At 65.5% G+C, this 22,138-nt stretch carries 20 protein-coding genes, 1 pseudogene and 1 riboswitch; of the genes and pseudogenes, 3 read left to right on the forward strand and 18 right to left on the reverse strand.

Annotated elements, in window-relative coordinates:
- The first annotated feature begins 39 nt into the window (after positions 1–39).
- The 3 genes from RUH75_RS16260 to RUH75_RS16270 are packed head-to-tail and all read left to right on the forward strand — an operon-like array spanning position 40 to position 1,539.
- Positions 40–648, forward strand: a complete 609-nt coding sequence (locus tag RUH75_RS16260) for a hypothetical protein (protein ID WP_313807903.1) — start codon at positions 40–42, stop codon at positions 646–648.
- 11 nt (positions 649–659) lie between these two features.
- Positions 660–1,148 (forward strand): hypothetical protein, encoded by a 489-nt coding sequence (locus RUH75_RS16265; RefSeq protein ID WP_313807905.1) that lies wholly within the window; start codon positions 660–662, stop codon positions 1,146–1,148.
- A gap of 4 nt (positions 1,149–1,152) precedes the next feature.
- Positions 1,153–1,539 carry a hypothetical protein gene (locus RUH75_RS16270; RefSeq protein ID WP_313807907.1) on the forward strand — a complete coding sequence of 129 codons (387 nt, stop codon included), beginning with the start codon at positions 1,153–1,155 and terminating at the stop codon, positions 1,537–1,539.
- Between the two features lie 75 nt (positions 1,540–1,614).
- Here RUH75_RS16270 and RUH75_RS16275 read toward each other — a convergent pair.
- The 18 genes and pseudogenes from RUH75_RS16275 to murD all read right to left on the reverse strand — a co-directional run.
- Positions 1,615–2,130, reverse strand: a pseudogene (locus RUH75_RS16275) (GAF domain-containing protein); the annotation flags it as partial.
- A gap of 159 nt (positions 2,131–2,289) precedes the next feature.
- Positions 2,290–2,988 (reverse strand): DUF938 domain-containing protein, encoded by a 699-nt coding sequence (locus tag RUH75_RS16280; RefSeq protein ID WP_313807908.1) that lies wholly within the window; start codon positions 2,986–2,988, stop codon positions 2,290–2,292.
- Positions 2,985–4,556 (reverse strand): aminomethyl-transferring glycine dehydrogenase subunit GcvPB, encoded by a 1,572-nt coding sequence (gene gcvPB, locus RUH75_RS16285; protein ID WP_313807910.1) that lies wholly within the window; start codon positions 4,554–4,556, stop codon positions 2,985–2,987. The genes RUH75_RS16280 and gcvPB overlap by 4 nt, the downstream gene beginning before the upstream one ends.
- A 121-nt stretch (positions 4,557–4,677) precedes the next feature.
- Positions 4,678–6,036: an aminomethyl-transferring glycine dehydrogenase subunit GcvPA gene (gcvPA, locus tag RUH75_RS16290; RefSeq protein ID WP_313807912.1), complete on the reverse strand. Its 1,359-nt coding sequence runs from the start codon at positions 6,034–6,036 to the stop codon at positions 4,678–4,680.
- A gap of 45 nt (positions 6,037–6,081) precedes the next feature.
- The gene (gene gcvH / locus RUH75_RS16295; RefSeq protein WP_313807914.1) at positions 6,082–6,453 is read right to left on the reverse strand and encodes a glycine cleavage system protein GcvH; all 372 of its coding nucleotides are present in this window, start codon (positions 6,451–6,453) and stop codon (positions 6,082–6,084) included.
- A 26-nt stretch (positions 6,454–6,479) separates the two neighbouring features.
- A complete protein-coding gene (gene gcvT, locus RUH75_RS16300; protein ID WP_313807916.1) occupies positions 6,480–7,631 on the reverse strand; it encodes a glycine cleavage system aminomethyltransferase GcvT in 1,152 nt (383 codons plus the stop codon).
- Between the two features lie 178 nt (positions 7,632–7,809).
- Positions 7,810–7,909: riboswitch (glycine riboswitch) on the reverse strand.
- An 88-nt stretch (positions 7,910–7,997) separates the two neighbouring features.
- Complete coding sequence (locus RUH75_RS16305) at positions 7,998–9,155, reverse strand: deoxyguanosinetriphosphate triphosphohydrolase (protein ID WP_313807918.1); 1,158 nt, start codon at positions 9,153–9,155, stop codon at positions 7,998–8,000.
- 10 nt (positions 9,156–9,165) lie between these two features.
- Positions 9,166–10,956: a tetratricopeptide repeat protein gene (locus RUH75_RS16310; RefSeq protein WP_313807920.1), complete on the reverse strand. Its 1,791-nt coding sequence runs from the start codon at positions 10,954–10,956 to the stop codon at positions 9,166–9,168.
- Positions 10,957–11,078: 122 nt separating this feature from the next.
- Positions 11,079–12,530, reverse strand: a complete 1,452-nt coding sequence (ftsZ, locus tag RUH75_RS16315; RefSeq protein WP_313807922.1) for a cell division protein FtsZ — start codon at positions 12,528–12,530, stop codon at positions 11,079–11,081.
- A gap of 110 nt (positions 12,531–12,640) precedes the next feature.
- A complete protein-coding gene (gene ftsA / locus RUH75_RS16320; protein WP_313807924.1) occupies positions 12,641–13,927 on the reverse strand; it encodes a cell division protein FtsA in 1,287 nt (428 codons plus the stop codon).
- 4 nt (positions 13,928–13,931) lie between these two features.
- Positions 13,932–14,879 (reverse strand): cell division protein FtsQ/DivIB, encoded by a 948-nt coding sequence (locus tag RUH75_RS16325; RefSeq protein ID WP_313807926.1) that lies wholly within the window; start codon positions 14,877–14,879, stop codon positions 13,932–13,934.
- Positions 14,872–15,837, reverse strand: coding sequence for a D-alanine--D-alanine ligase (locus RUH75_RS16330; protein ID WP_313807928.1), 966 nt, complete (start codon positions 15,835–15,837; stop codon positions 14,872–14,874). The genes RUH75_RS16325 and RUH75_RS16330 overlap by 8 nt, the downstream gene beginning before the upstream one ends.
- Entirely contained in the window at positions 15,834–16,775 is a 942-nt protein-coding gene (gene murB / locus RUH75_RS16335; RefSeq protein WP_313807930.1) for a UDP-N-acetylmuramate dehydrogenase, read from the reverse strand. The genes RUH75_RS16330 and murB overlap by 4 nt, the downstream gene beginning before the upstream one ends.
- The gene (locus RUH75_RS16340) at positions 16,772–16,969 is read right to left on the reverse strand and encodes a hypothetical protein (RefSeq protein WP_313807932.1); all 198 of its coding nucleotides are present in this window, start codon (positions 16,967–16,969) and stop codon (positions 16,772–16,774) included. The genes murB and RUH75_RS16340 overlap by 4 nt, the downstream gene beginning before the upstream one ends.
- A complete protein-coding gene (gene murC / locus RUH75_RS16345) occupies positions 16,969–18,390 on the reverse strand; it encodes a UDP-N-acetylmuramate--L-alanine ligase (RefSeq protein ID WP_313807934.1) in 1,422 nt (473 codons plus the stop codon). Before murC ends, RUH75_RS16340 begins: the two co-directional genes overlap by 1 nt.
- Complete coding sequence (murG, locus tag RUH75_RS16350; protein WP_313807936.1) at positions 18,387–19,568, reverse strand: undecaprenyldiphospho-muramoylpentapeptide beta-N-acetylglucosaminyltransferase; 1,182 nt, start codon at positions 19,566–19,568, stop codon at positions 18,387–18,389. Before murG ends, murC begins: the two co-directional genes overlap by 4 nt.
- Positions 19,565–20,767, reverse strand: a complete 1,203-nt coding sequence (locus RUH75_RS16355) for a putative peptidoglycan glycosyltransferase FtsW (protein WP_313807938.1) — start codon at positions 20,765–20,767, stop codon at positions 19,565–19,567. Before RUH75_RS16355 ends, murG begins: the two co-directional genes overlap by 4 nt.
- A gap of 23 nt (positions 20,768–20,790) precedes the next feature.
- Positions 20,791–22,134 (reverse strand): UDP-N-acetylmuramoyl-L-alanine--D-glutamate ligase, encoded by a 1,344-nt coding sequence (gene murD, locus RUH75_RS16360; protein WP_313807940.1) that lies wholly within the window; start codon positions 22,132–22,134, stop codon positions 20,791–20,793.
- Between the last annotated feature and the right edge of the window lie 4 nt (positions 22,135–22,138).

Consider the following 22,138-nt stretch of genomic DNA (forward strand, 5'->3'; position numbering starts at 1 on the left):
CCCCCCCCCCTACCCCTCCTTTCCACAGGGAATCCATCGATGAGGATGACGGTTGCAGCCTTGGCCCTGCTGTCGGCTCTCCCCGCCTGCGCCATCGCGCAGACGAGCGCCACGGTCAGCAATCGGGGCAATGGCAATATGGTGCTGGTCGACCAGTCGGCTGCCAATGCCGCCGCCGTCGACATGGAACAGATCGGCGACGGCAACGCCCTTGCCCTGACCCAGAGCGGCAGCAGCCAGTCCGCCCGCCTGACCATCCACGGTTCCACCAATGACATCGACCTGCGCCAATATGGTCAGGGCACGAACAGCCTGGATCTGTCGCTGACCGGCGAGGGCAATAGCCATCGCGCCGAACAATATGCCGATGCCGGCGGAAGCAACGCAATGCTGCTCGACCAGTCAGGCCACGGCAATTTCAGTTCGCTGAACCAGACCGCCTATGCCGGCACGAATGACATGACCCTGCGGCAATATGGCAATGACAACAGCGCCGCCCTGATGCAGAATGGCGATGACAATCGGCTGGCGCTGACGCAAAATGGCGACGGCAACGCCGCTGCGCTCAGCCAGACCGGCAATGGACTGGGACTGGCGCTGTCGCAGACGGGCGGCGCGGCGATCACCATCACCCAGACCGCGCCTTGAGGACCATTTCAATGTCCGGCATCGCCCTGACCCTGTTCCTGATGCTCCAGCACGCCGGCGCCCCGGCGCAGGGCGCCAATCCCGATCTGGAGGTCGAGCAACTGTCCCGTCCGCAGGCGCCCGACAGGGACATCGCCGTGCCCAATGTCGCGCCGCCCCGCAACGGCAACCCCGCGCAGGTATCGCAGCTGCCGTCCACGCTGGACGCGCCCAGGGAAAGCGGCAAGGGCGAAGCCACGCTGGTCAAGGGCGACGACAGGCGCGATCTGGCCGGGGAGGTCGCCAGAGCGGCGGAAATGCTGCGCCAACGCGGACAGCAGCCCACGCCCGAGGCGCTGGCGCGCGAGATCGGTCCCGACGCCCTGGCCGCCTATCTCAATCAGGACCCCTCCGCGCTGGACGTGTACAGCGCGCCCAGGGAACCGCAAGGCGCACCCGTGCCGGACGATGGCGGATCGACCGGTCCCGTCATCATCCTGCCAGGCCCGCAGGGGGGATGAACCCGTGTCTTCCCGCCTCCTGTGCGCCGCCTTCCTCCTCATGCCGGAAATGATGATGCTGTCCTCCGCCCATGCCGCCGACGCGACGAACATCGACAGGGACCATCCGGTATGGCTTGATGTCCGGAACGAGGGCAGCCAGACGGTGATCCGCGTCATGGCCGCCTGGCCGGAACAGGTCCGGGTCGAGGTCGATCTCCAGATTGCCGGCGGGTCGACCATCCACACCGCCAATCGCGCCGAGTTGAGGGCTGGCGCGCCGCCGGTCATTCTCAGCCGCGCCGCCATCGACGCCCGCTCCGGCTGGTCGATCCGGCTCAACGTCAGGCCGCACGGCATGGAAGCCTATCAGATCTCGCGCAACAGCGATCGGCGTTCCGGTCCATCGTGACGCCGATCGGTCGCGAATTCCACCGACAGGCGGTTCCAGCCCCCGGCCAGTCGCTCAGCGCTCAGCGCGACGCGAAAGCCGCTCATTTTCAAGGGCGACGGACGCGGCGCGGGCCAATGCCTCCAGCAACGAGATCTCATTGTCGCTCGGCTGCGCGAACTCCGACCAATAGGCTCCGACCGCGGCGATGGGTTCGACGCAACCAATCGGAACCATCAGCATGGAGCGCACGAAGGTGGTGCGATAGGCCTCGACCGGCACGCGCGGATCATCGAAAACGTCGGAGATCACGGCCGTTTGCTGATATTCCATGGCCCAGCCCGACACGCAGCTCGCGATCGGGAAGCGTTGCCCCGCCCAGAGCGGCTCCATCGCATCTTCGGCGATATAATGGCATTGATCTTCATCGCGCAGCACGATCGCTATGCCATCCGCTCCCACGGCACGGCGCGCGAAGGCACGCAAGACATTGATCACCGCGTCCAGCGACCGGGCGCCGGCCAGAGCCTCTATCGCCTCGGCCGCGATGCTCCACCGCGCCGCCAGCGCCTTTTGCTCGGAATTGCGTTCGCTCGCCAACTTCCTATCCATCGACAACCTTCCGCACGGGAACCGCACGGTCTTGTATCATCGGATCGAGTCGATCACAAAATGAATTTGATCAACTACTTAGAGTGATTTCGAGCCAGATGGCATCATCTGGCGGCTCGGAAATCACGGAAAACGAAAAACTCCTGGAGTCATTCCGGTTCAATTTGCACCAGAATGACTCCAGGGCGTCGCGCCCTCGCGCTTCCCTGATTTTCGCCCCTGTTTGCGATAAATGAGCGTGAGGTTATTGGCGGGCATCTCCACCCGGCGGGTCCGCCCGAACCCAAATTCAGCAGCGATCCTGTCAATGTCAGGCAGATGCCGCAGCCCCCACTCAGGGTTGCGCTCCTTCAACGCGCGATCGAACGCCAGATTCGATGGCGCCGTCTCTACATCAGCTTCGAGATAGGGACCGTACAGGATCAACGGGGCACCGGCGGGCAGCGCTCGCGCACAGCCCCTGAACAGCCCGACCGTCGCTGCCCATTCGCTGATGTGGACCATATTGATGCAGAGGATCGCGTCGACCCGTGCGATCGGCCAGTCGGCGGTCGTATCAAGCCTTATCGGGGGACGGATATTGGGAAGCCCGGCTTGCGCGCGCCAGGCCCGGATGGAAGCCAGCGCCGCCGGATCGGGATCACTCGGCTGCCAGTCGAGAGCGGGCAGCGCGGCGGCGAAATGAATGACATGTTCGCCGCTGCCGCTCGCGATCTCCAGCACCAGGCCGGAGGGCGGCAGTTCCTCCCGCAACACCGCGAGGATGACGTCACGGTTGCGCGCCGTCGCGGGGGCGTGACGCTTGTCTGCGGCAACGGGGCCGGAACCGGGTTCCCACGGCTCCGGCCCGTCCGTCATTCGGCGGCTGCCGCCAGGACCGGCTCCGTCCAGGTCAGGACTGGCTTGCGGGCGGCCAATGTCTCGTCAAGGCGACGGCGCGGGGCGAAATAGGGCGCGCCCTTCAGCGCTTCATCGCCAGCCTTGGCACGTTCGGCCAGGCTGCGCAGCGCCATGATGAACTGGTCGAGCGCGGCCTTGCTTTCCGTCTCCGTCGGTTCGACCAGCATCGCGCCATGGACGACCAGCGGGAAATACATGGTCATCGGGTGGAAGCCCTCGTCGATCAGCCCCTTGGCAATGTCGAGCGTGGTGAAGCCCTCAGCCAGCCCCTTATCGCTGAACAGCGCCTCATGCATGCAAGGGCCGCTCTGCCCAAAGGGTGCATCCAGCACATCGTCCAGGCTGCGCAGGATATAGTTGGCGTTGAGCACGGCATCGCTCGCGACCTGACGCAGGCCGTCCGCGCCATGGCTGAGAATATAGGTCAGCGCGCGGGTGAACATGCCCATCTGGCCGTGGAAGGCGACCATGCGGCCGAAGCTGCTGGCATGATGGTCCCCCACCGTCTCTTCCTCGACCAGCACGAAGGCATTGCCCTGCTTTTCGACAAAAGGCAGCGGCGCGAAAGGGGTGAGGGCTTGCGACAGCACCACCGGGCCGGAGCCGGGACCGCCACCGCCATGCGGCGTCGAAAAGGTCTTGTGCAGGTTGATGTGCATCGCGTCGACGCCAAGGTCGCCGGGGCGCACCCGGCCAACGATCGCGTTGAAGTTCGCGCCGTCGCAATAGACGAAGGCCCCGGCGGCATGGACCGCGTCGGAGATCGTCTTCATGTCGCGCTCGAACAGGCCGCAGGTATTGGGATTGGTGATCATCACCGCCGCGACATCCGGGCCAAGGCGGGCCTTCAAGGCTTCGAGGTCCACGCGGCCGTCCGGGGTCGCCGGAATATCCTCGACCTTGTATCCGCAGAAGGCGGCGGTGGCGGGATTGGTGCCATGGGCGCTTTCGGGGACGAGGATGACGCTGCGCGCGTCGCCCCGCGCTTCCAGCGCAGCGCGGATCGCCAGCAGGCCGCACAGCTCGCCATGGGCGCCTGCCTTGGGGCTCATCGCGACCGAATGCATGCCGGTCAGCGTGATCAGCCATTGCGCCAGTTCATGGATCACCGCCAGCGCCCCCTGCACCGTCGATTGCGGCGCCAGCGGATGGAGGTCGGCAAAACCGGGCATCCGCGCGACCTTCTCATTGAGGCGCGGGTTGTGCTTCATCGTGCAGGAGCCAAGCGGGAACAGGCCAAGATCGATGGCATAATTCTGGCGACTGAGGCGCGTATAATGGCGGACTGTTTCCTGCTCCGACAGGCCGGGCAGGCCGATGGCGTCGGTGCGGGCGAGCGTGCCGAGGCGGCTTGCGACCTTGGGCGCCTCCGCGAAATCGACGCCGGTGGTGTCGGTCGAACCGATCTCGAAGATCAGCGCTTCCTCCAGCATCAGCGCGCGGTTGCCGGTGGCGGTCGCGGGGGCGCTGGCGGCTTGCTCGACTGCTTGCGGCGCGGTGGGGCGGCCTTCCTTCAGCATGGTCATGCCACGATCTCCAATAGTAGGCCGTGTTCCTGCGCAGGCAGGAACCCAGTTCGGAGGTTGCGAGATGCGATAGGGCAGAACTGGGCTCCTGCCTGCGCAGGAGCACGGAAGTGATTGAGGCTCATGCCAGTTCCTCCTCAAGTGCCTTGGCAAAGGCTTCGATATCCTCCGCGGTCACGGTTTCAGTGACGGCGACGACCAGACCGTTGCTTATCTCCTGCGCGTCCGGGAACAGGCGGCCGAGCGACACGCCGCCCAGCACGCCCCTGTCGGCCAGGTTGCGCACGGTTTCGCGGGCATCCTTGGAGAGAACCAGCGTGAACTCGTTGAAGAAGCTGTCGTTGAGCAACTTCACACCCGGCACTTGGCGGAGACGATCGGCCGCCTGAACCGCCAGACCATGGTTCAGCATCGCCAGTTCGCGCAGCCCCTTCTCGCCCAGCAGGGTCATATGGATGCTGAACGCCAACGCGCAGAGGCCGGAGTTGGTGCAGATGTTCGACGTCGCCTTTTCGCGTCGGATATGCTGCTCGCGGGTCGAAAGGGTCAGCACGAAGCCGCGCTTGCCCGCCGCGTCCACCGTCTCGCCGCAAAGGCGGCCCGGCATCTGCCGGACATATTTCTGCTTGCACGCGAACAGGCCAAGATAGGGGCCGCCAAATTGCAGGCCGACGCCGATCGACTGGCCTTCGCCCACGACGATATCCGCGCCCATATGGCCCGGCGCCCGACAAGCCCCCAGGGCGACCGGCTCGGTGACGACCGCGACCAGCAGCGCACCGGCTCCATGCGCGGCATCGGCCAACGCGGTCAGGTCAGCGATACGGCCGAGGATATCGGGATATTGGACGACGACGCAGGAGGTGTCCTTGTCGATCCCGGCGATCAGCGCATCAATGTCGGTCGCGGCGTCGAGGCTCGGCGCGGCATGCACCAGCGCGTCGCCGGTGAACTTCGCCATGGTGTTGGCGACCGATACATAATGGGGGTGCAGGCCGGACGACAGGATCGACTTGCCGCGCTTGGTGATGCGGCGGGCCATGCCGATCGCTTCCCAGCAGGCAGTCGAGCCGTCATACATCGACGCATTGGCGACGTCGCAGCCCAGCAGGCGCGCGACCTGGGTCTGGAATTCGAACAGCACCTGCAACGTGCCCTGCGCGATTTCCGGCTGATAGGGCGTATAGGCGGTCAGGAACTCGCCGCGCTGAATCAGATGATCGACGCTGGCGGGGACATGATGCCGGTAAGCACCCGCGCCGATGAAGAAGGGCGCCTCCCCTGCCGACAGATTTTTCCGCGCCAGAGCTGCCATATGGCGTTCGACCGCCAGTTCGCTGGCATGGTCGGGAAGCCCTGCGATCTTGTCGGAAAGGCGGGCCTCGGCGGGGACGTCCACGAACAGGTCGTCGACCGACGAGGCGCCGATGACGGACAGCATGTCCTGCCGGTCAGTGTCGGTAAGGGGTAGGTAGCGCATTTCACAGTTCTCCCCCCTCCCGCAAGCGGGAGGGGCTTGTTCAAATCAGAGCGAGGCCACGAACTTCCTGTAGGCAGCTTCGTTCATCAGCCCTTCCAGCTCGCTCGCGTCGGCAATGCGCAGCTTGAAGAACCAGCCGTCTTCCTCCGCATCGCTGTTCACCAGCGCGGGTTCGTCCTCCAGCGCGCTGTTCGTTTCCACGACTTCGCCCGAAATCGGCGCATAGACGTCCGACGCAGCCTTGACCGATTCCACGACAGCGGCGTCGTCGCCCTTCTCGAAGCTGGTTCCCTCGGCAGGCAGTTCGACGAACACGATGTCACCCAGCTGCTCCTGCGCATAGTCGGTGATGCCGACGGTGGCGATTTCGCCCTCGACATCGATCCATTCATGTTCGTCGGTGAAATAACGGCTCATGGATTTACTCCCCTCGGAAAAGATGGTCAGGCCTTGCGGCGGTAACGGTGCGGCACGAACGGCATCGCCGCGACGGTGGCGGCGATGCGCTTACCCCGCACCTCGATCTCCAGCGCTTCGTCCAGCCCGGCATGCGGCAGGCTGACCCAGCCCATGGCGATCGGCGCGCCCACGGTCGGCGCGAAGCCGCCGGACGTAACCTGGCCTACCCGCACGTCCCCAGCATAGATGGCCGCGCCCTCGCGGGCCGGCAGGCGGCCTTCGATCCTCAGCCCCACGCGCCTGGAACCCGGACCATCGGCCAGTTCCTTCATCACGCGGGCATGGCCGATGAAGCCACCCTCCTCGCGGCGGCGCTTCTGGATGGCAAAGCCCAGATCCGCGCCGATGGTGCTGACGGCGGGCGTCAGGTCATGGCCGTAAAGCGGCAGACCCGCCTCGAGGCGCAGCGAATCCCGCGCGCCAAGACCGATGGGCTTCACCTGCGGCGACTCGCAAAGCGCATCCGCCAGCAGCCCCGCATTTCCCGCGGGAACGCTGATTTCAAAGCCGTCCTCGCCGGTATAGCCCGAGCGGCTGATCCAAAGCGGCACGCCACGCCAGGCAAAAAGCCCGGACTGCATGAAAAGCAGATCGGCGGTTTCAGGGATCAGGCTGGCAAGCGCCTCGCCCGCTTCCGGGCCCTGCAAGGCGAGCAGCGCCTGCTCGTCCATATGGTTCATGACGACCTCGTCGGGCAGATGCTCGATCATCCAGCCGATATCGTCATATTTGGTCGCGCCGTTGACGACCATGTAGATGGCGGCGCCGTCAAAAGCCCCATCGCCCAGACGCGACACCATCAGGTCGTCGAGAATCCCGCCCTCTTCATCCAGCAGCATCGAATAGCGCTGGCGGAAGGGCTTCAGCCCCTTGATATCGCTCGGCAGCAGATGCTCCAGCGCCTCGTCCACGCCCTCGCCGGAGAAGGTCAGCTGCCCCATATGGCTGACATCGAACAGCCCGGCATGTTCGCGGGTCCAGCCATGCTCGGCCATGATGCCTTCATATTGGATCGGCATGTGATAGCCCGCAAAGCCGACCATGCGCGCGCCTTTCGCGCGGTGCCAGCCATCCAGCGGCAGTTCCTGCAACGGCAATTCTTCTTCGATATGAGCGATGTCGTCATTGCCGGACATTGGGGCGGCCTTTCCATGAACAGTGATAGGCGACAAACACGCCACGCCCGGAATCGGACTCATGGCGTCTGCCACCCCCTCTGTCACGGAACCTGAGAGCTTTGACCACCGATCAAGCGACCGGATGGCTTACCCCTTCGGTGGGACGGCATAAAACCGTCCGCTTTCCAGAGTGCCTGCCCATGATGCGGTCCTTTGGCCTGAGAGATTCCGGGGCGGTTGCTCCTTCGGCGACGGGGTGGCCTGAAAGGCTTCCCATGCTCTCCCGCATCAAGTCCGGGGCCGAATCCTCGGCACCGGCGACATCTCCGCATTGCGTCAAATGCGCGTCGTCGTCAATCGGGCAATCGGAGTGTCAGAGCGGTTTCACGCGCTCTCCAGCCTGCCGAAGATTTCGGCATGGCGCTTCTCGGCATAGCGGTCGGTCATGCCGGCGATGAAGTCCGCTATGTGGCGGCTGCGCTGGGGTTCGGACGCCACGCAATCATCGCGCCATTCCTCCGGCATCAGCTTCGGATCAACCTGATAGGCGCGGAACAGGTCGGTGACGATCACCCGCGCCCGGTCGGCCGCCGCCAGCTGGAAGGGGTGGTGGTAGAGCGTCGCATACATGAAACGCTTGAGGTCGCGTTCCTGCGCCGCCAGCTCGGGCGAAAAGCCGACCAGGGGGCGTCCGGCGGCGCGAACATCCCCTACCGTCCCGACGCGAGATTCGGCAATGTTCTGGCGGGTGGCGGCGATCAGATCATTGGCCATGACGCCGATCTGCTCGCGCACCAGTTCGCGCAGCAGTCGATCTTCGGGCACATCGGGATAGCGCGCGCGGACGCGATCCCAGCAGCTTTTGACCAGCGGCACGCTCAACAACTGGTCCAGGCTCAGCAGCCCCGCGCGCAGGCCATCGTCGATATCGTGATTGTCATAGGCAATATCGTCGGCAATCGCGGCCAGTTGCGCCTCAAGCGAGGCGTGGCTGGTCAGGTCGAGCGGGAACAGCCCGTCCACCTCCCGCATGGCCCAGCCGGGCTTGGTGATCGGCCCATTATGCTTGGCCAATCCCTCCAGCATTTCCCAACTGAGGTTCAGCCCCCGGAACAACGGATAGGGGCTTTCCAGCAGCATCAGCGTGCGCAGCGTGTGCGCGTTGTGATCAAAGCCGCCATGGTCATCCAGCGCCGCCTCCAGCGCATCCTCGCCCGCATGGCCGAAGGGCGGATGGCCGATGTCATGGGCCAGGCAAAGCGCTTCGGTCAGGTCTTCGTTCAGGCCCAGAGTCCGCGCGGTCGTGCGGCCGATCTGCGCGACCTCCAGGCTGTGGGTCAGGCGGACGCGGAAATGATCGCCGTCGGGCGAGACGAACACCTGCGTCTTGTGGCGCAGGCGGCGAAAAGCGATGGAATGGATGATGCGGTCGCGGTCGCGCTGGAATATGTCGCGCGGCCCGCGCATCTCGCCGCCGGGTTCTGCATGGAGGCGGCCCCGGCTGCCGTCCGGGTGCGAAGCATAAGGGGCGAGCATCGTCATGCCCCGCCCCTTAGCTGCCGGGCAGCCTTTCGACCACCTCTCCCGCATCGCTTTTCCAGGCGAACACATCCGCGCCCGCCGATTTCAGCTTGTCCTCCAACGTCTTGGCACGGGTGAAGCTGCTGAACGGCCCGACCAGCAGGCGGTTGGTGCGGCCCCAGCCCGCAACCCAGGCGTCCTGCGGCTCCAGCGAGTCATATTTCCTGCGCAGCCCCTTCATCGTGAAGGCCAACGCCCCCTTGTTCGCCCCGGTGCCGACCTGAAGCCAGTTGCGCGATGGATTGGCGGCGAGGCGCGCCTTCTCCTCGGCCGCCTTCTTCTTTTCCTCGGCCAATTGCCTGGCCTTGGCATCGGCTTCAGCCTTTGCCTTGACGGCGGCGGCCTTCTTCGCCTTCTCCGCGGCGGCAGCGGCGGCGGCCTCGCGTTGGGCGCGACGCGTGGCCTGCAACTGCGCGATTTCCGACAGATCCACCGCGACGACGCTCGCCTGCCGCTCCGACTCAGGGACGTCTATGGCGTGGATGATGTCGGCCAGGCTGCGGGCCACTTGCGGATCGACCTGCGGCTGCGACGCCACGGGCGGCGGCGCGGCTTCAACCGGGGCAGCAGGCGGGCTGGCGGGCGGCATTGGAGCCGGTTCGCCCTGCGGTTGCGGCGCCGGCGGACGCGGCGCGGAGGCCTGGGCAAGCGTGATCGCGTTGAGCTGGCTGGCCGACGGGTTGGCGGGCGCGGAAGGCTGGGTCGGGGCGGACTCGAAACCGGGCGCGGGTGGCCCCTGCACATTGGGTGCAGGAACGGCGGCGCGCGGCATCGACTGCGGCGCGGCCTGCTGCGGGACCATGGTGCGAACCGGCGCTGACGGAGCCGCAGCGGTGCGCGGCGTCATATTCGCCTGCGCCAGCGTGGCCGCATCCGCATTGCGGCGCGCGCCGCGATCCTGCGGCGCAGGCTTGACGGGCTGCGCGGGCTGGACGGACGGAACGCGCGCCGGTTCGGCCGAAGCGAACGCAGGCGGCGTCGGCGCAATGGCTGCGATGGAGGTGCCGACATTGGCCGGGAAATGCCCGAAATGCACCGCCGCGGCTTTCTGCGCGGCGGTCAGATAAGGCATTTTCTGCATATAGGGCAGGATGGCTGTGGCAAGCTGCGCCGGCATGGTCTGCTCGGCGATCTTCTTCGCGTCCGCCTGCCGGTTGTTCATCGCCAGAATGAAGGCCCGATAGCGCCAGGCGGCACGGTCGCTCTTGTAGAGCAGCGGCTTCAACACCCGTTCGGCCGCATCCACTTGCCCCGATATGCCAAGCGAGGCGGCATAGCGATGGGTCAGTTCCACATCATCGGGCGTCCGCTGGAGCGCGGCTTGATAGTCGCGCTGCGCCCCGACCTGATCGCCGGTCATGTCCTTCGCCAACCCACGGTCGGATAGCAGGGTCGTTTCAGGATAGCCCAGCCGCGTCGCCTGATCGAACAGGCGCAGCGCTTCGGCGGGGTTCTGGTTCTTCAGCATGACCCGGCCCAGCCCCGCCTTCACCTTGCCATTATTCGGCTGAAGCGTGTCGGCGCGCGCGAAGAAACCGGCGGCGGCCCGCGCATCGTCCATGTCCAGCGCCGCCTCGCCCGCGCCGATCAGCGCATTCACGTCGCGCGGATTGGACGCCAGCCGAGCCAGATTGCTGTTGAGGTTTTCCGTGCTGGAGGGACGGATCGGCTGCACCTGACGAGGTTGCGCCAGAACCGGTTGCAAGGGCACGGTTCCCGCTAGAAGCAGCCCGCCGAGAATCCAAATATCATAACGTCTCACGGGAATCCTTTAGCGGATGGAAGCCGGGCAAGGGAATATGCCAAAAGAAAAAGCGCGCCCGGTTGCCCATGGCAGCCGACGGCGCGCTTTTCCGGTTCGGGACGGGCGGAACCCGCGCCCGGTTACTGGTTGCTCTGACGGTTCAGAAAGCGGGGAATATCCGGAGCCGCAGCGCCGTCATCGCTGGCGGCGGCGCCCTTTTCCGCGCCACGGGTCAGGCCCGCCATGCGCTCGAACAGCGTGCCGCCGGTGGCGACGCGCGGAGCCGCTTGCGGTGCGGGGGCCTGAGCAGGCTTCGCCTCGGCTTCCTCGGCACCCAGCAGCAGTTCGTCCTGCGACGGATCTTCGTCCGAGAAGACCGCAGCCGGACGCGACGGCGCGAAAGGCGCGGGCGCCTTTTCCGCAACCGGCGGGGTCAAAGGAGCCGGAGCGGGCGCGGCAGGCACGTCCAGTTCCAGCGTTTCGGGTTCCGGTTCCGGCGCAGCGACCGGCGCGGGGGCCGGGACAGCCACAGACGCGGGTTTGGGCGCAGCGGTGGTCGGCACGGCGACGGCCGGACGGCTGGCGAAGCTGAAAGGCTGGGTCAGCGGCGCGGCATTACCGGCGGCGTCGCTGTCGATGCCGGTGGCGACCACCGACACGCGGATCTTGCCGTTCAGGCCGTCATTGAAGGCCGAACCCCAGATGATGTTCGCGTCCGGATCGACCAGTTCGCGGATATGGTTGGCAGCCTCGTCCACTTCCATCAGGCGCATGTCGTCGCCGCCGACGATGGAGACGATCACGCCCTTCGCGCCGCGCATCGACACGCCGTCGAGCAGCGGGTTGGCGATCGCCTTTTCAGCGGCCTGCAATGCACGGCCGTCGCCTTCGGCTTCGCCGGTGCCCATCATCGCCTTGCCCATCTCGCCCATCACCGAACGGACGTCGGCAAAGTCGAGGTTGATGAGGCCCGGCATGACCATCAGGTCGGTGATGCCGCGAACGCCCTGTTGCAACACCTCGTCCGCCATCTGGAAGGCTTCCTTGAAGGTGGTGTTGGGGTTCGCGATCAGGAACAGATTCTGGTTCGGGATGACGATGAGAGTATCGACATGCTTTTGCAGTTCCTCGATGCCGCTCTCCGCCGACTTCATGCGGCGATTGCCCTCGAAGGTGAAGGGTTTGGTCACGACGCCGACCGTCAATATGCCGCGATCACGCGCCGCCTTGGCAATGACGGGAGCCGCGCCGGTGCCGGTGCCGCCGCCCATGCCGGCCGCGATGAAGCACATATGCGCGCCATCCAGTGCCTGCTCGACCGACGCGATGGTTTCTTCAGCGGCCGCCCTGCCGATTTCGGGGCGGGAGCCTGCGCCGAGGCCTTCGGTGATCTGCGGACCAAGCTGGATGCGACGTTCCGCGGGGGAGGCGTTCAGCGCCTGCGCATCGGTGTTGGCGACGATGAAATCCACGCCCTCGACCGAGGCGGCGATCATGTTCGCGATGGCGTTGCCGCCCGCGCCGCCGACGCCGATCACCGCGATGCGTGGCTTCAACTCGTCCACATGCGGTGGGCTGATTTCAATGCTCATAAATACTAGCTCCCTCCAGCTTCGATGTCGTGAGCGAAACTGTCATCGAAGGTTAATGCAACAGATAATGGCGTATTTCACCAGTAAATTTCGTTCGACTTCACTTTATTTCAATAGTTCGTCTTCATCGCCTTGACCATTCTCTGCCACCATGCAGGCGCGCCGATACGATGAACCGTCTGAGGAGCGGACGCTATCGTTCTAAGATCAACCGGGTTTGAAGCGCCGTAAAGCGCAAGACCAGCCAAAGTCGCGAAGGCCGGGCCGCTATGCGCTTCGGGCAACGCCGCAAGGCCACGCGGCCGCCCGATGCGCACGGCGCGCCCCAAAGCCCCCTGCGCGTAGTCGGCAATGCCCTTCATTTCCGCGCCGCCGCCGGTCAGCACGACCTGCCGCCCGGTCGGCGTGTTGAAGCCCATGCCGGCAAGCGCGGCATTCACCTCGACCATGATCTGGTTCAACCGCTCGCAGATCACGGCGACCAGCGCGGCGCGGGTGATCTTGCCGCCATCGGCATTGGGGCCGGCGCTCTGGCCCGGAATGGCGACGTCGCCATGGGGCGTCGCGATCTCGATCATGTCGCGGAAATCGCGGCGGTTCTGCATCGCGGAACCGTAGAAGCATTTGATCCGCTCCGCCTGGCTGCGGCGGATGCCGAAGGCCGACGCGATATCGTCGGTAATGTCCGAAGCCCCGATGGGAATGCTGTGCAGACCCACCAGCATGCCACCCGCATAGAGCGAGACATTGGTGACGCCCGCGCCCAGTTCGACCAGCGCTACGCCCAGATCGCGCTCCTCTTCGGACAGGCAGGCAAGGCCCGTGGCGATGGGGGACGCGACGATGCTGTTGACGTTGAGATAGGCCCCGCGCACGCAGAGGTCGAGATTGGCGAGCGGCGCGCCATCGGCCAGCACCACATGGATATCGACGCCCAGCAGGTCCGCATGCATGCCGAGCGGCTTCTTCACCGGCACCCGGCCGTTGATGGTGAAGCAGGTCGGCTGGGCATGCAGCACCACGCGGCCATCGGGATCGATCCCCTGCTGGCCGGTGGTGAGGAGGTCATCGATATCCGCCTGCTCGACGCGATAGCCGCCCATGTCCCGCTCGACCGTGACGACGTCGCTGACCAGGCTGCCGCCCGAAAAACTGACCCAGACATCCTCGATATTGGTGCCCGCGACCCGCTCCGCCTGCTCGACCGTCTCGCGCACGGCGAGTTCGGTGCGCTCCATATCGGCGATGAAACCGCGCCGCACGCCCCGGCTTTCCCGCTGGCCGGTCCCCAAAATCGCCAGCTCGCCATTGTCGGTACGCCCCGCGATCAACGCGGACACCTTCCACGATCCGATATCGATCGCGGTGACGAGCTTGTCGACCTTGGGTTGTGCCATGGGCTTAGCCTTCCTCGCCCTTGGCGGGCGCGTCGGTGTTCGCCGCGGGCTTTTCGCCAGACTGGTCGTTCGCCTGACCCTGCGGCAGACGCAGCACGAAACGATCCGGATCGCGCATGTCGAACTTGACGATGCCCCGGCCGAGCAACCGGTTCACGCCGTCCATGCGCGCGAAATTGACCAGCGCGGTCGCGGAGGGCTTGTCCCCCTCGGGCAACGACAGCGTCTCACCCGACTGGAAGCGCAGGTCCCAGCGCCGGTTCCCGACCCAGGTGGCGCCCGCCAGCATCGGCTTCAACGCCGGCGCATTTTCCATCAGCTTGTTGAGGTCCGCCGTCTGGAGATTGGCATTCGGCCCCACCACCAGCGGCAGGTCAGGCATCGCGCCCGCCGACACCGATTGCAGCACCACGCCCGCCACGTCGATCAACTGGAGCTGGCCGTCATGCTGCCACACCGCGACCGGATCGCGCTCGACGATATCGACCACCAGCGTATCGGGCAAGCGGCGGGAAATCCGCGCATCCTTGACCCAGCCAAGCTTCAGCATCTCGCCCCGCACCTTGGGCAGATCAAGCGCCAGCATGGATCGGTTCACCTGCCCCAATGCGATATTGTAGATGGGCAGCTCGTCCATCCGCTCGACGCCGCGCACCTCGACCTTCTCGACCTCGAAACCGGCATTGGCGGCGAGCTGCGACGCCTTCTGCCCGGCCATGGCGGGCAGGCCGAGCAGCATCGCGATGCCGATCACGCCCGCGAGCACGATGCCGACGATCGCCCAGCTTGCCATGCGTTGCAGGGTTTCTTCGCTGAAGGGCAGCAGGTCGAGCAGGCTGTCCACCCAGCTCCGGCGCTTGACCGTCCGGCCCCGCCCCCCGCTACGGCCGCGCGCGCCGGTGGTGCGCGCCAGCCGCGCCGTCCCGCCACGCCGGATGCGTGCTTCAGCCATGCCCACCCCCTTGTTTCGGCCCCTTTTGCGCCCCCTCCAGCGCCTGCTCGACAATACGCTCCACCAACTCGGCATAGTCAATGCCCAGCTTCGCCGCCTGTTCGGGGACGAGGCTCAAGGGCGTCATGCCCGGCTGGGTGTTGACTTCGAGCAGGAACAGCCCCTCTATGCCCTGCGTGTCGTCCCAGCGGAAATCGGAGCGCGACGCACCCTTGCAGCCCAGCAACTGATGGGCACGGAGCGCCAGCGCCTTGCAGGCCTCGCTGATCTCATTGGGGATATCCGCCGGGCAGACATGCTCGGTCATGCCGTCGGTATATTTGGCGTCGAAATCATAGAAGCCGCTTTTCGGACGCAATTCCGTTACCAGCAGCGCCTCATCGCCCAGCACGGCGGTCGTGAGTTCCCGGCCGCGAATATAGGGTTCGGCCAGAAGCTGGTCGAAATGCAGCCACGGCCCCTCGACATCGCGGCCAATGGGCGAGCCGTAATTGCCGCCATCCGTCACGATGGCGACGCCGACGGAACTGCCCTCATTGACCGGCTTCACCACATAGGGGCGCGGCAGCGGATCGCCTTCGAACAGGCTGGCGCTCTCGACGATATGGCCGCCGGGCATGGGGATGCCATGGGGGACGAGCGCCTGCTTGGTCAGCTGCTTGTCGATCGCGATGACCGAGGTGGCGAGGCCGCTATGGGTGTAGGTGAGGCCCATCAGGTCCATCATGCCCTGCACCGTGCCATCCTCGCCGGGGACGCCGTGGAGGGCGTTGAACACCACATCAGCCTTGGTTTCGCTGAGCCGCGCGGCAACCTCGCGGTCCATGTCGATGCGCGTGACCTTGTGCCCGCGCGATTCCAGCGCCTTGGCAACGCCCTCGCCCGACGACAGCGACACCGGCCGCTCGGCCGACCAGCCACCCATCAGGACGGCAACATGCCAGGGACCGCGGTTCACTTGCTTACTCCCACAAGATTTTCCTGGTTGGCGTCGTCGGCAAACATGCCGACACGCTGTATTTCCCATTCCAGTTCGATGCCACTCCTGGCCTTCACCCGGCGGCGAACCTCCTCGCCCAAGGCCTCGATATCCGCGCTGGTCGCGTCGCCGAGGTTGAGGAGGAAATTGGTGTGTTTCTCCGAAACCTGCGCCCCGCCCAGTTGCAGGCCACGGCATCCCGCTTCGTCTACAAGAGCCCAAGCCTTGTGCCCATCGGGATTCTTGAAGGTCGACCCGCCAGTCTTGCTGCGGAGCGGTTGGCTTTCTTCACGAGCGGCGGCGATGCGATCCATTTCCGCCTGGATCGCGGCCGGTTCTCCAGGAACGCCCCGGAACACGGCACTCACCACCACCGCGCCTTCGGGCAGCGTGCTGTGGCGATAGGTGTAGCCCAGCGCATCGAGCGGCAAAGTCACCCGCTCGCCCGAGCGCAGCACGACCTCGCACTCCACGAGAATATCGCATGTCTCACGCCCATAGGCGCCGCCATTCATCCGCACGAAACCGCCGACCGTGCCGGGGATCGAGCGCAGAAATTCCAGCCCCGATATTCCGGCATCCCGCGCCGTCGAGGAGACGAGGATACCCGAAGCCCCTCCCCCGCAGCGCAGCGCCGTCGCATCGACCTGCTCCACTCTGGCAAAGGGCTTGCCCAGACGCACGACCACGCCCGGAACGCCGCCATCGCGGACGATCAGGTTGGAACCGAGGCCGAGCGCCATCACGGGGATCGCCGGGTCCAGACCCCGCAGAAAATCGGACAGATCCTCCACATCCTTCGGCTCGAACAGCCATTGCGCAAGGCCCCCCGCCTTGAACCAGACGAGGGGACCCAGCGGCGCATCAGCCTTGAGCGAGCCGCGAACCGGAGGAAGGGTGGTCGCCGCCAGCGTCAATCGCGCATCCCCCAGAGCCGCATCCAGCCCTTCATCGCCTTCATGCCAGCCTCGCCTGCCCGATTGGCGGCAAGCCCGGCATCGACATTGCGCTGGGCGGCATCGACCATCTGCTGCGCGACCTCGACGCCCTGCATCTGGATGTCGATCATCCGCTTCTGCATTTCGAGGCCGACGTTGAACAGCTCGAACATCAGGCCACCTCTTTCGCAGCAATCGCCGGGGCCAGCCCCGCCGCCCATTTGGTGATATCGCCCGCGCCAAGGCAGATAATCATGTCGTCGGCCCTGACATCAGCGGCAATCGCGCGGGCAAGATCATCTGCATCCTCGATGGTGGACGCCGAGTGATGCCCCCGGCGTTTCAGGCCGGCGACCAGTTCGGCGCTGTCGACGCCCTCGATCGGCTGCTCGCCTGCCGGATAGACCGGGGCGGCATAGACGATGTCGGCGTCGTTGAAGGCCTGCTGGAACTCGTCCATCAGGTCGCGCAGGCGGGTGAAGCGGTGCGGCTGGACCACGGCGATGACCCGGCCTTTCGCGCCTTCGCGGGCGGCGGCGAGCACGGCCTTGATCTCCACCGGATGGTGGCCATAATCGTCGATGACGGTTGCCACGCCCTCCCCGGCCGGGATTTCCCCGACCTTGGTGAAGCGGCGCTTCACGCCCCCGAATTTGGCGAAACCGGTCTGGATCGTCGCGTCACCGATGCCCATTTGCAGCGCCACGCCAATCGCCGCCATGGCGTTCAGCACATTATGGCGGCCCGGCATCGGCATTTCGATGCCCTCAATGCGGCGGACCCTGCCATCACGCTCGCGAATCTGCACGTCGAAGCGATTGCCGCCGGGGACGGGCTGAACATTCTCACCGCGAATATCGGCCTGCGCCGAGAAACCATAAGTGACGATGCGCCGGTCCTGCACGCGGGGCAGGATCGCCTGCACCTCCGGGTGGTCGAGGCACAGCATCGCCGCGCCGTAGAAGGGCACATTCTCAACGAATTCGACAAAGGCGTCCTTCACCTTGTCGAAGCTGCCATAATGGTCGAGATGCTCCGGATCGATATTGGTCACGACCGCCAGCGTGCCGTCGAGGCGCAGGAAGCTGCCGTCGCTCTCATCGGCCTCGACCACCATCCAGTCGCTCTTGCCGAGACGGGCGTTCGAACCATAGCTGTTGATGATGCCGCCATTGATGACGGTCGGGTCCACCCCGCCCGCATCCAGCAGCGCCGCAACCATGGAGGTGGTCGTCGTCTTGCCATGGGTGCCCGCGACCGCGACGGTGGATTTGAGTCGCATCAGTTCCGCCAGCATTTCCGCGCGGCGGATGACGGGGACGCGGCGTTCCAGCGCGAGGTCAACCTCGGGATTGCCCTTCTTGATCGCGGTGGACGTCACGACCACGGCGGCATCGCCCAGATTTTCGGCCTTGTGGCCGATCATCACCGGAATGCCCTTCTTGCGCAGCCCTTCCACGACATAGCCCTCGGCCACGTCGGAACCCTGAACCTTGTAACCCAGATTATGCATCACTTCAGCGATGCCGGACATGCCGATGCCGCCAATGCCGATGAAATGGATCGTGCCGATGTCGGTGCCGACACCCTTCATGCGGGTACTCCCTGGAGATTGAGGCTGGTCGGCGTCGGGCCGACACGCAGCGGGTCATTGACTATAGGCGCGGGGCCGATGCTTTCGAGCAGGTCGGCCATGTCGCGGGCCGCATCGGGACGGCCGCAGGCGCGGGCGCGCTTGGCCGCATTCTGGAGGGCGCCGGGTTCCAGCGCCATTTTCTGCATCTGCTTGGCGAGTTCGACTGCCGTAAAGCGCGCCTGCGGGATGGTGCGCGCGCCGCCCGCCTCGGTCATTTCGCGGGCGTTGGCGGTCTGGTGGTCGTCCATGGCGCTCGGCAGCGGGATCAGGATCGCCGGACGGCCTGCGCAGGTCAGTTCAGCCAGCGTCGAAGCCCCGGCCCGCGCAATCACCAGATGCGACCAGCCCAGCTTTTCCGGCACATCGTTGAAATAGGTCGCAAGGTCGGCGGGGATTTCGAGATCGGCATAGAGCTTGCGCACCCGCTCGATATCCTCGGCGCGGCATTGCTGCGTCACCTGCAAGCGGCGGCGCAGGCTGAGCGGCAACATCCCAAGGCCATCGGGCACCACGGAGGAGAGGATCGTCGCCCCCTGACTGCCGCCGATCACCAGCACGCGGAACACGCTTTCGTCGGTCAGCGCCGGGAATTCCTCCTCGCGCAGCTGCTTCACTTCCTCGCGCACCGGATTGCCGATCAGATGGACCTTGTCGGCATATCGGTCCTTCAGCCGCTGCACGTCGGGATAGGCCGTCGCGATCGCATCCACCCGCCCGGCCAGATAGCGGTTCACCCGCCCCAGCACCGCATTCTGTTCATGGATCGCAGTCGGAATGCCATCGGCCAGCGCACCCAGCAGCGCAGGCATGGCCGGATAACCGCCAAAGCCCACCACGGCGGTCGGCCGGAACGTCTCATTCAGCCGCCGCGCCATGGCACGACCCGCAAGGATCGCCTTCAACGCGCCCGCCCAGCTTTTCGGATTCTTCGTCATCCGCCCGGCGGGCATGACATGGACCTGCGCCCGATTGCCCTGCACACTGTCGAAAATGCCCGGAATCTTCGCGCCGCGCTCATCCGTCACCAGCGCGACATGATGGCCGCGCGCCATCAGCTCCTCAGCGACGGCATGCGCCGGAATCATATGACCACCCGTCCCGCCTGCGGCGAGGACGAAGTGTCGGGAAATGCTCATCGACCACTCCATTTGACGACCGTGTGCCGACCCATGAAGGGGTTGCGCCGCGTGAACGCGAGCAGCAGGCCGACGCCGATACAAAGCGCCAGCATAGAGGAGCCGCCATAGCTGATAAAGGGCAGCGTCATGCCCTTTGAAGGAAATATCTGCGCATTGACGCCCATGTTGATGATCGCCTGCAATCCGAACTGGGTGGTGAGGCCCGCTGCCGCCAGGATGGTGAAATTATCATCTTCGTCCAGCATCCGCAGAAACACGCGCACGACGATGGCCAGATAGACGCAGGCAATGCCGATGCAGGCCAGAAGCCCGAACTCCTCCCCGATCACCGAGAAGATATAGTCGGTATGCGCCTCGGGCAGGCGGAACTTGGCCTGACCGCCGCCGGGACCCACGCCCAGGAAGCCGCCATGGGTGATGGTGCGGAAGGCGAGTTCGGTCTGGTCCGGCCCCATATCCTGCGCCACGCCTATCCCCAGGAAGTCGTTGATGCGCTGACGGCCATTCTCGTAGAACATGTACATCAGCACCAGCCCGCCCAGCGCGGCGCCCCCCAGACCGCCAATGGCACGCATCGACACGCCTGACAGCAGCAGCAACCCGCCCCAGCAGGCAAGGAAGATCACCGTCTGGCCGAAATCCGGCTGCTTCATCAGGATCGCGGCGATCAGAGCGGTCGTCACGCCGGTCAGCGGGATCACCGGCAGGCTCATATCCTTGCCGCGCAGCGACAGCAGCCAGGCCATGGTCACGACATAGACGGGTTTCAGGAACTCGGACGGCTGGAAGCGGAATCCCGGCAGGTCGATCCAGCGCTTCGCCCCGTTCACCACGGAGCCGAGCACCGGCACCAGCAACAGCGCCAGCGCAAAGAAAATGCACAGGCAGAAGGCCAGCCGCCGCGCCTGCGTCCGGGGCAGCATGGAAATCACCAGCATGATCGGCAGGCCGATGAAGACCCACATCAGCTGACGGTAGAAGTAGATGAGCGGCGTCACGGCGACAGTGCTGGTCGACCGGTCGATCGCCGCGACGGGCGATGCGGCGGCGACCGCCACCAGCCCGATCGCCATCAGCGCGACGATCAGCGACAGCAGCACGCGGTCGATTTCCCAGAACCAGATGGCCAGCGCCGTGCGCTCACGCGGGACGGTGCGGTTCTTGAACTCTTTTACAAGCTCGCCTGCCCTGAACATGCCCCCGGCTCCTCTAACGCCCTCTATTCCAGTGCCGCGACGGCAGCGGCGAAGGCATCGCCCCTCGCCTCGAAGTCACGGAACTGGTCGAAACTCGCGCAGGCGGGCGACAGCAGCACCACATCCCCCGGCTGCGCCACCCGCGCCGCGCGGCGAACGGCGGCCGATAGCATCTCGCTGTCATCCACCGCCATAGCGCCACGCAACAGCTCAGCGAACATAGGCCCCGCTTCACCGATGGTATAGGCTTGGGCCACATGGCCGAACCAGGGCGCGCACTCGTCCAGATTGTCGGTCTTGGCCAAACCACCGACGATCCAGTGCAGGCGCTTGCGGCCATCCACCGGCGGATAGGCGGCCAGAGCGGGGGCGGTCGAGGCCCCGTTGGTCGCCTTGCTGTCATTGACATAGAGGACGCCGTTCAATTCCCGCACCCGCTGCATCCGGTGCGGCAGGCTGGCATAGCTTTGCAGGCCCTTTTCGACGGTCGCCTCATCAATGCCGAGCGCGTGGGCAACGGCAATGGCGACGGCGGCGTTCTGGGCATTATGCGGACCTTGCAGCGAGGGCCAGCCCGCCTGCACGACGGGATCGATGTCAGCCGCCGCCACTTCGACCCGCGGCGCGCCGGGCTGGGCGGCAATCGTGCGACTGGGGACGTCCTCCGTAGCGATCACCGCGATATGATCCGCCGATTGCATGGCGAACAACCGGGCCTTGGACGCGACATAGCCCTCGAAACCATTATAGCGGTCAAGATGATCCGGCGTGATGTTGAGCAACACCGCCACCTCGCAATCGAGGCTCTGCGTCAGATCGATCTGATAGCTTGAAAGCTCCAGCACATAGACGCCGCCCTCCGGCAACGGGTCCTGCCCCAAGATGGGCAGACCGATATTGCCGCCCATGCGGGTCGGGATGCCCGCCGTCTCGATGATATGATGAATGAGCGCCGTGGTCGTCGATTTGCCGTTGGTGCCGGTGATGCCGACAACCCGATGCGCGGGCAGCGTCGGTCGGGCGAGCGCGAACAGCTCGATATCGCCGATGACCGGCACGCCGGCCAGCTTCGCATGCATGGCGATGGGATGCTTGTTGAGCGGCACGCCGGGCGACACGACCACGCCGTCGAAGCCCTTGAGGTCGATCTCCGCCGGATCGCCCAGCGTCAGGCTGACATCGCCTTCAACCTCCACCGATAATTTTTGAACGGCATCGACAGCAGCCTCACGTGCTTCCTCCCTGCCGTCCCAGGCCACCACCTGCGCGCCGCTGCCCGCGAGGCATTCGACCGTCGCCAGCCCCGACCGGGCCAGCCCCAGTACCGCATAGCGCTTGCCCGCGAAGACGTCCGAAACGATCCCCATGGCG

Origin of the sequence: Sphingobium sp., from assembly GCF_032153725.1 — a bacterium.
GTDB lineage: Bacteria > Pseudomonadota > Alphaproteobacteria > Sphingomonadales > Sphingomonadaceae > Sphingobium.

What these genes read in the sequence shown, in the direction of transcription:
- murD (WP_313807940.1), bottom strand. Translation starts at nt 22,134, where the DNA reads ATGGGGATCGTTTCGGACGTCTTCGCGGGCAAGCGCTATGCGGTACTG.
- gcvPB (WP_313807910.1), bottom strand. Translation starts at nt 4,556, where the DNA reads ATGACCATGCTGAAGGAAGGCCGCCCCACCGCGCCGCAAGCAGTCGAG.
- RUH75_RS16325 (WP_313807926.1), bottom strand. Translation starts at nt 14,879, where the DNA reads ATGGCTGAAGCACGCATCCGGCGTGGCGGGACGGCGCGGCTGGCGCGC.
- RUH75_RS16265 (WP_313807905.1), top strand. Translation starts at nt 660, where the DNA reads ATGTCCGGCATCGCCCTGACCCTGTTCCTGATGCTCCAGCACGCCGGC.
- ftsZ (WP_313807922.1), bottom strand. Translation starts at nt 12,530, where the DNA reads ATGAGCATTGAAATCAGCCCACCGCATGTGGACGAGTTGAAGCCACGC.
- gcvPA (WP_313807912.1), bottom strand. Translation starts at nt 6,036, where the DNA reads ATGCGCTACCTACCCCTTACCGACACTGACCGGCAGGACATGCTGTCC.
- gcvH (WP_313807914.1), bottom strand. Translation starts at nt 6,453, where the DNA reads ATGAGCCGTTATTTCACCGACGAACATGAATGGATCGATGTCGAGGGC.
- murG (WP_313807936.1), bottom strand. Translation starts at nt 19,568, where the DNA reads ATGAGCATTTCCCGACACTTCGTCCTCGCCGCAGGCGGGACGGGTGGT.
- gcvT (WP_313807916.1), bottom strand. Translation starts at nt 7,631, where the DNA reads ATGTCCGGCAATGACGACATCGCTCATATCGAAGAAGAATTGCCGTTG.
- RUH75_RS16340 (WP_313807932.1), bottom strand. Translation starts at nt 16,969, where the DNA reads ATGTTCGAGCTGTTCAACGTCGGCCTCGAAATGCAGAAGCGGATGATC.
- RUH75_RS16280 (WP_313807908.1), bottom strand. Translation starts at nt 2,988, where the DNA reads ATGACGGACGGGCCGGAGCCGTGGGAACCCGGTTCCGGCCCCGTTGCC.
- RUH75_RS16305 (WP_313807918.1), bottom strand. Translation starts at nt 9,155, where the DNA reads ATGACGATGCTCGCCCCTTATGCTTCGCACCCGGACGGCAGCCGGGGC.
- ftsA (WP_313807924.1), bottom strand. Translation starts at nt 13,927, where the DNA reads ATGGCACAACCCAAGGTCGACAAGCTCGTCACCGCGATCGATATCGGA.
- RUH75_RS16260 (WP_313807903.1), top strand. Translation starts at nt 40, where the DNA reads ATGAGGATGACGGTTGCAGCCTTGGCCCTGCTGTCGGCTCTCCCCGCC.
- murC (WP_313807934.1), bottom strand. Translation starts at nt 18,390, where the DNA reads ATGAAGGGTGTCGGCACCGACATCGGCACGATCCATTTCATCGGCATT.
- RUH75_RS16355 (WP_313807938.1), bottom strand. Translation starts at nt 20,767, where the DNA reads ATGTTCAGGGCAGGCGAGCTTGTAAAAGAGTTCAAGAACCGCACCGTC.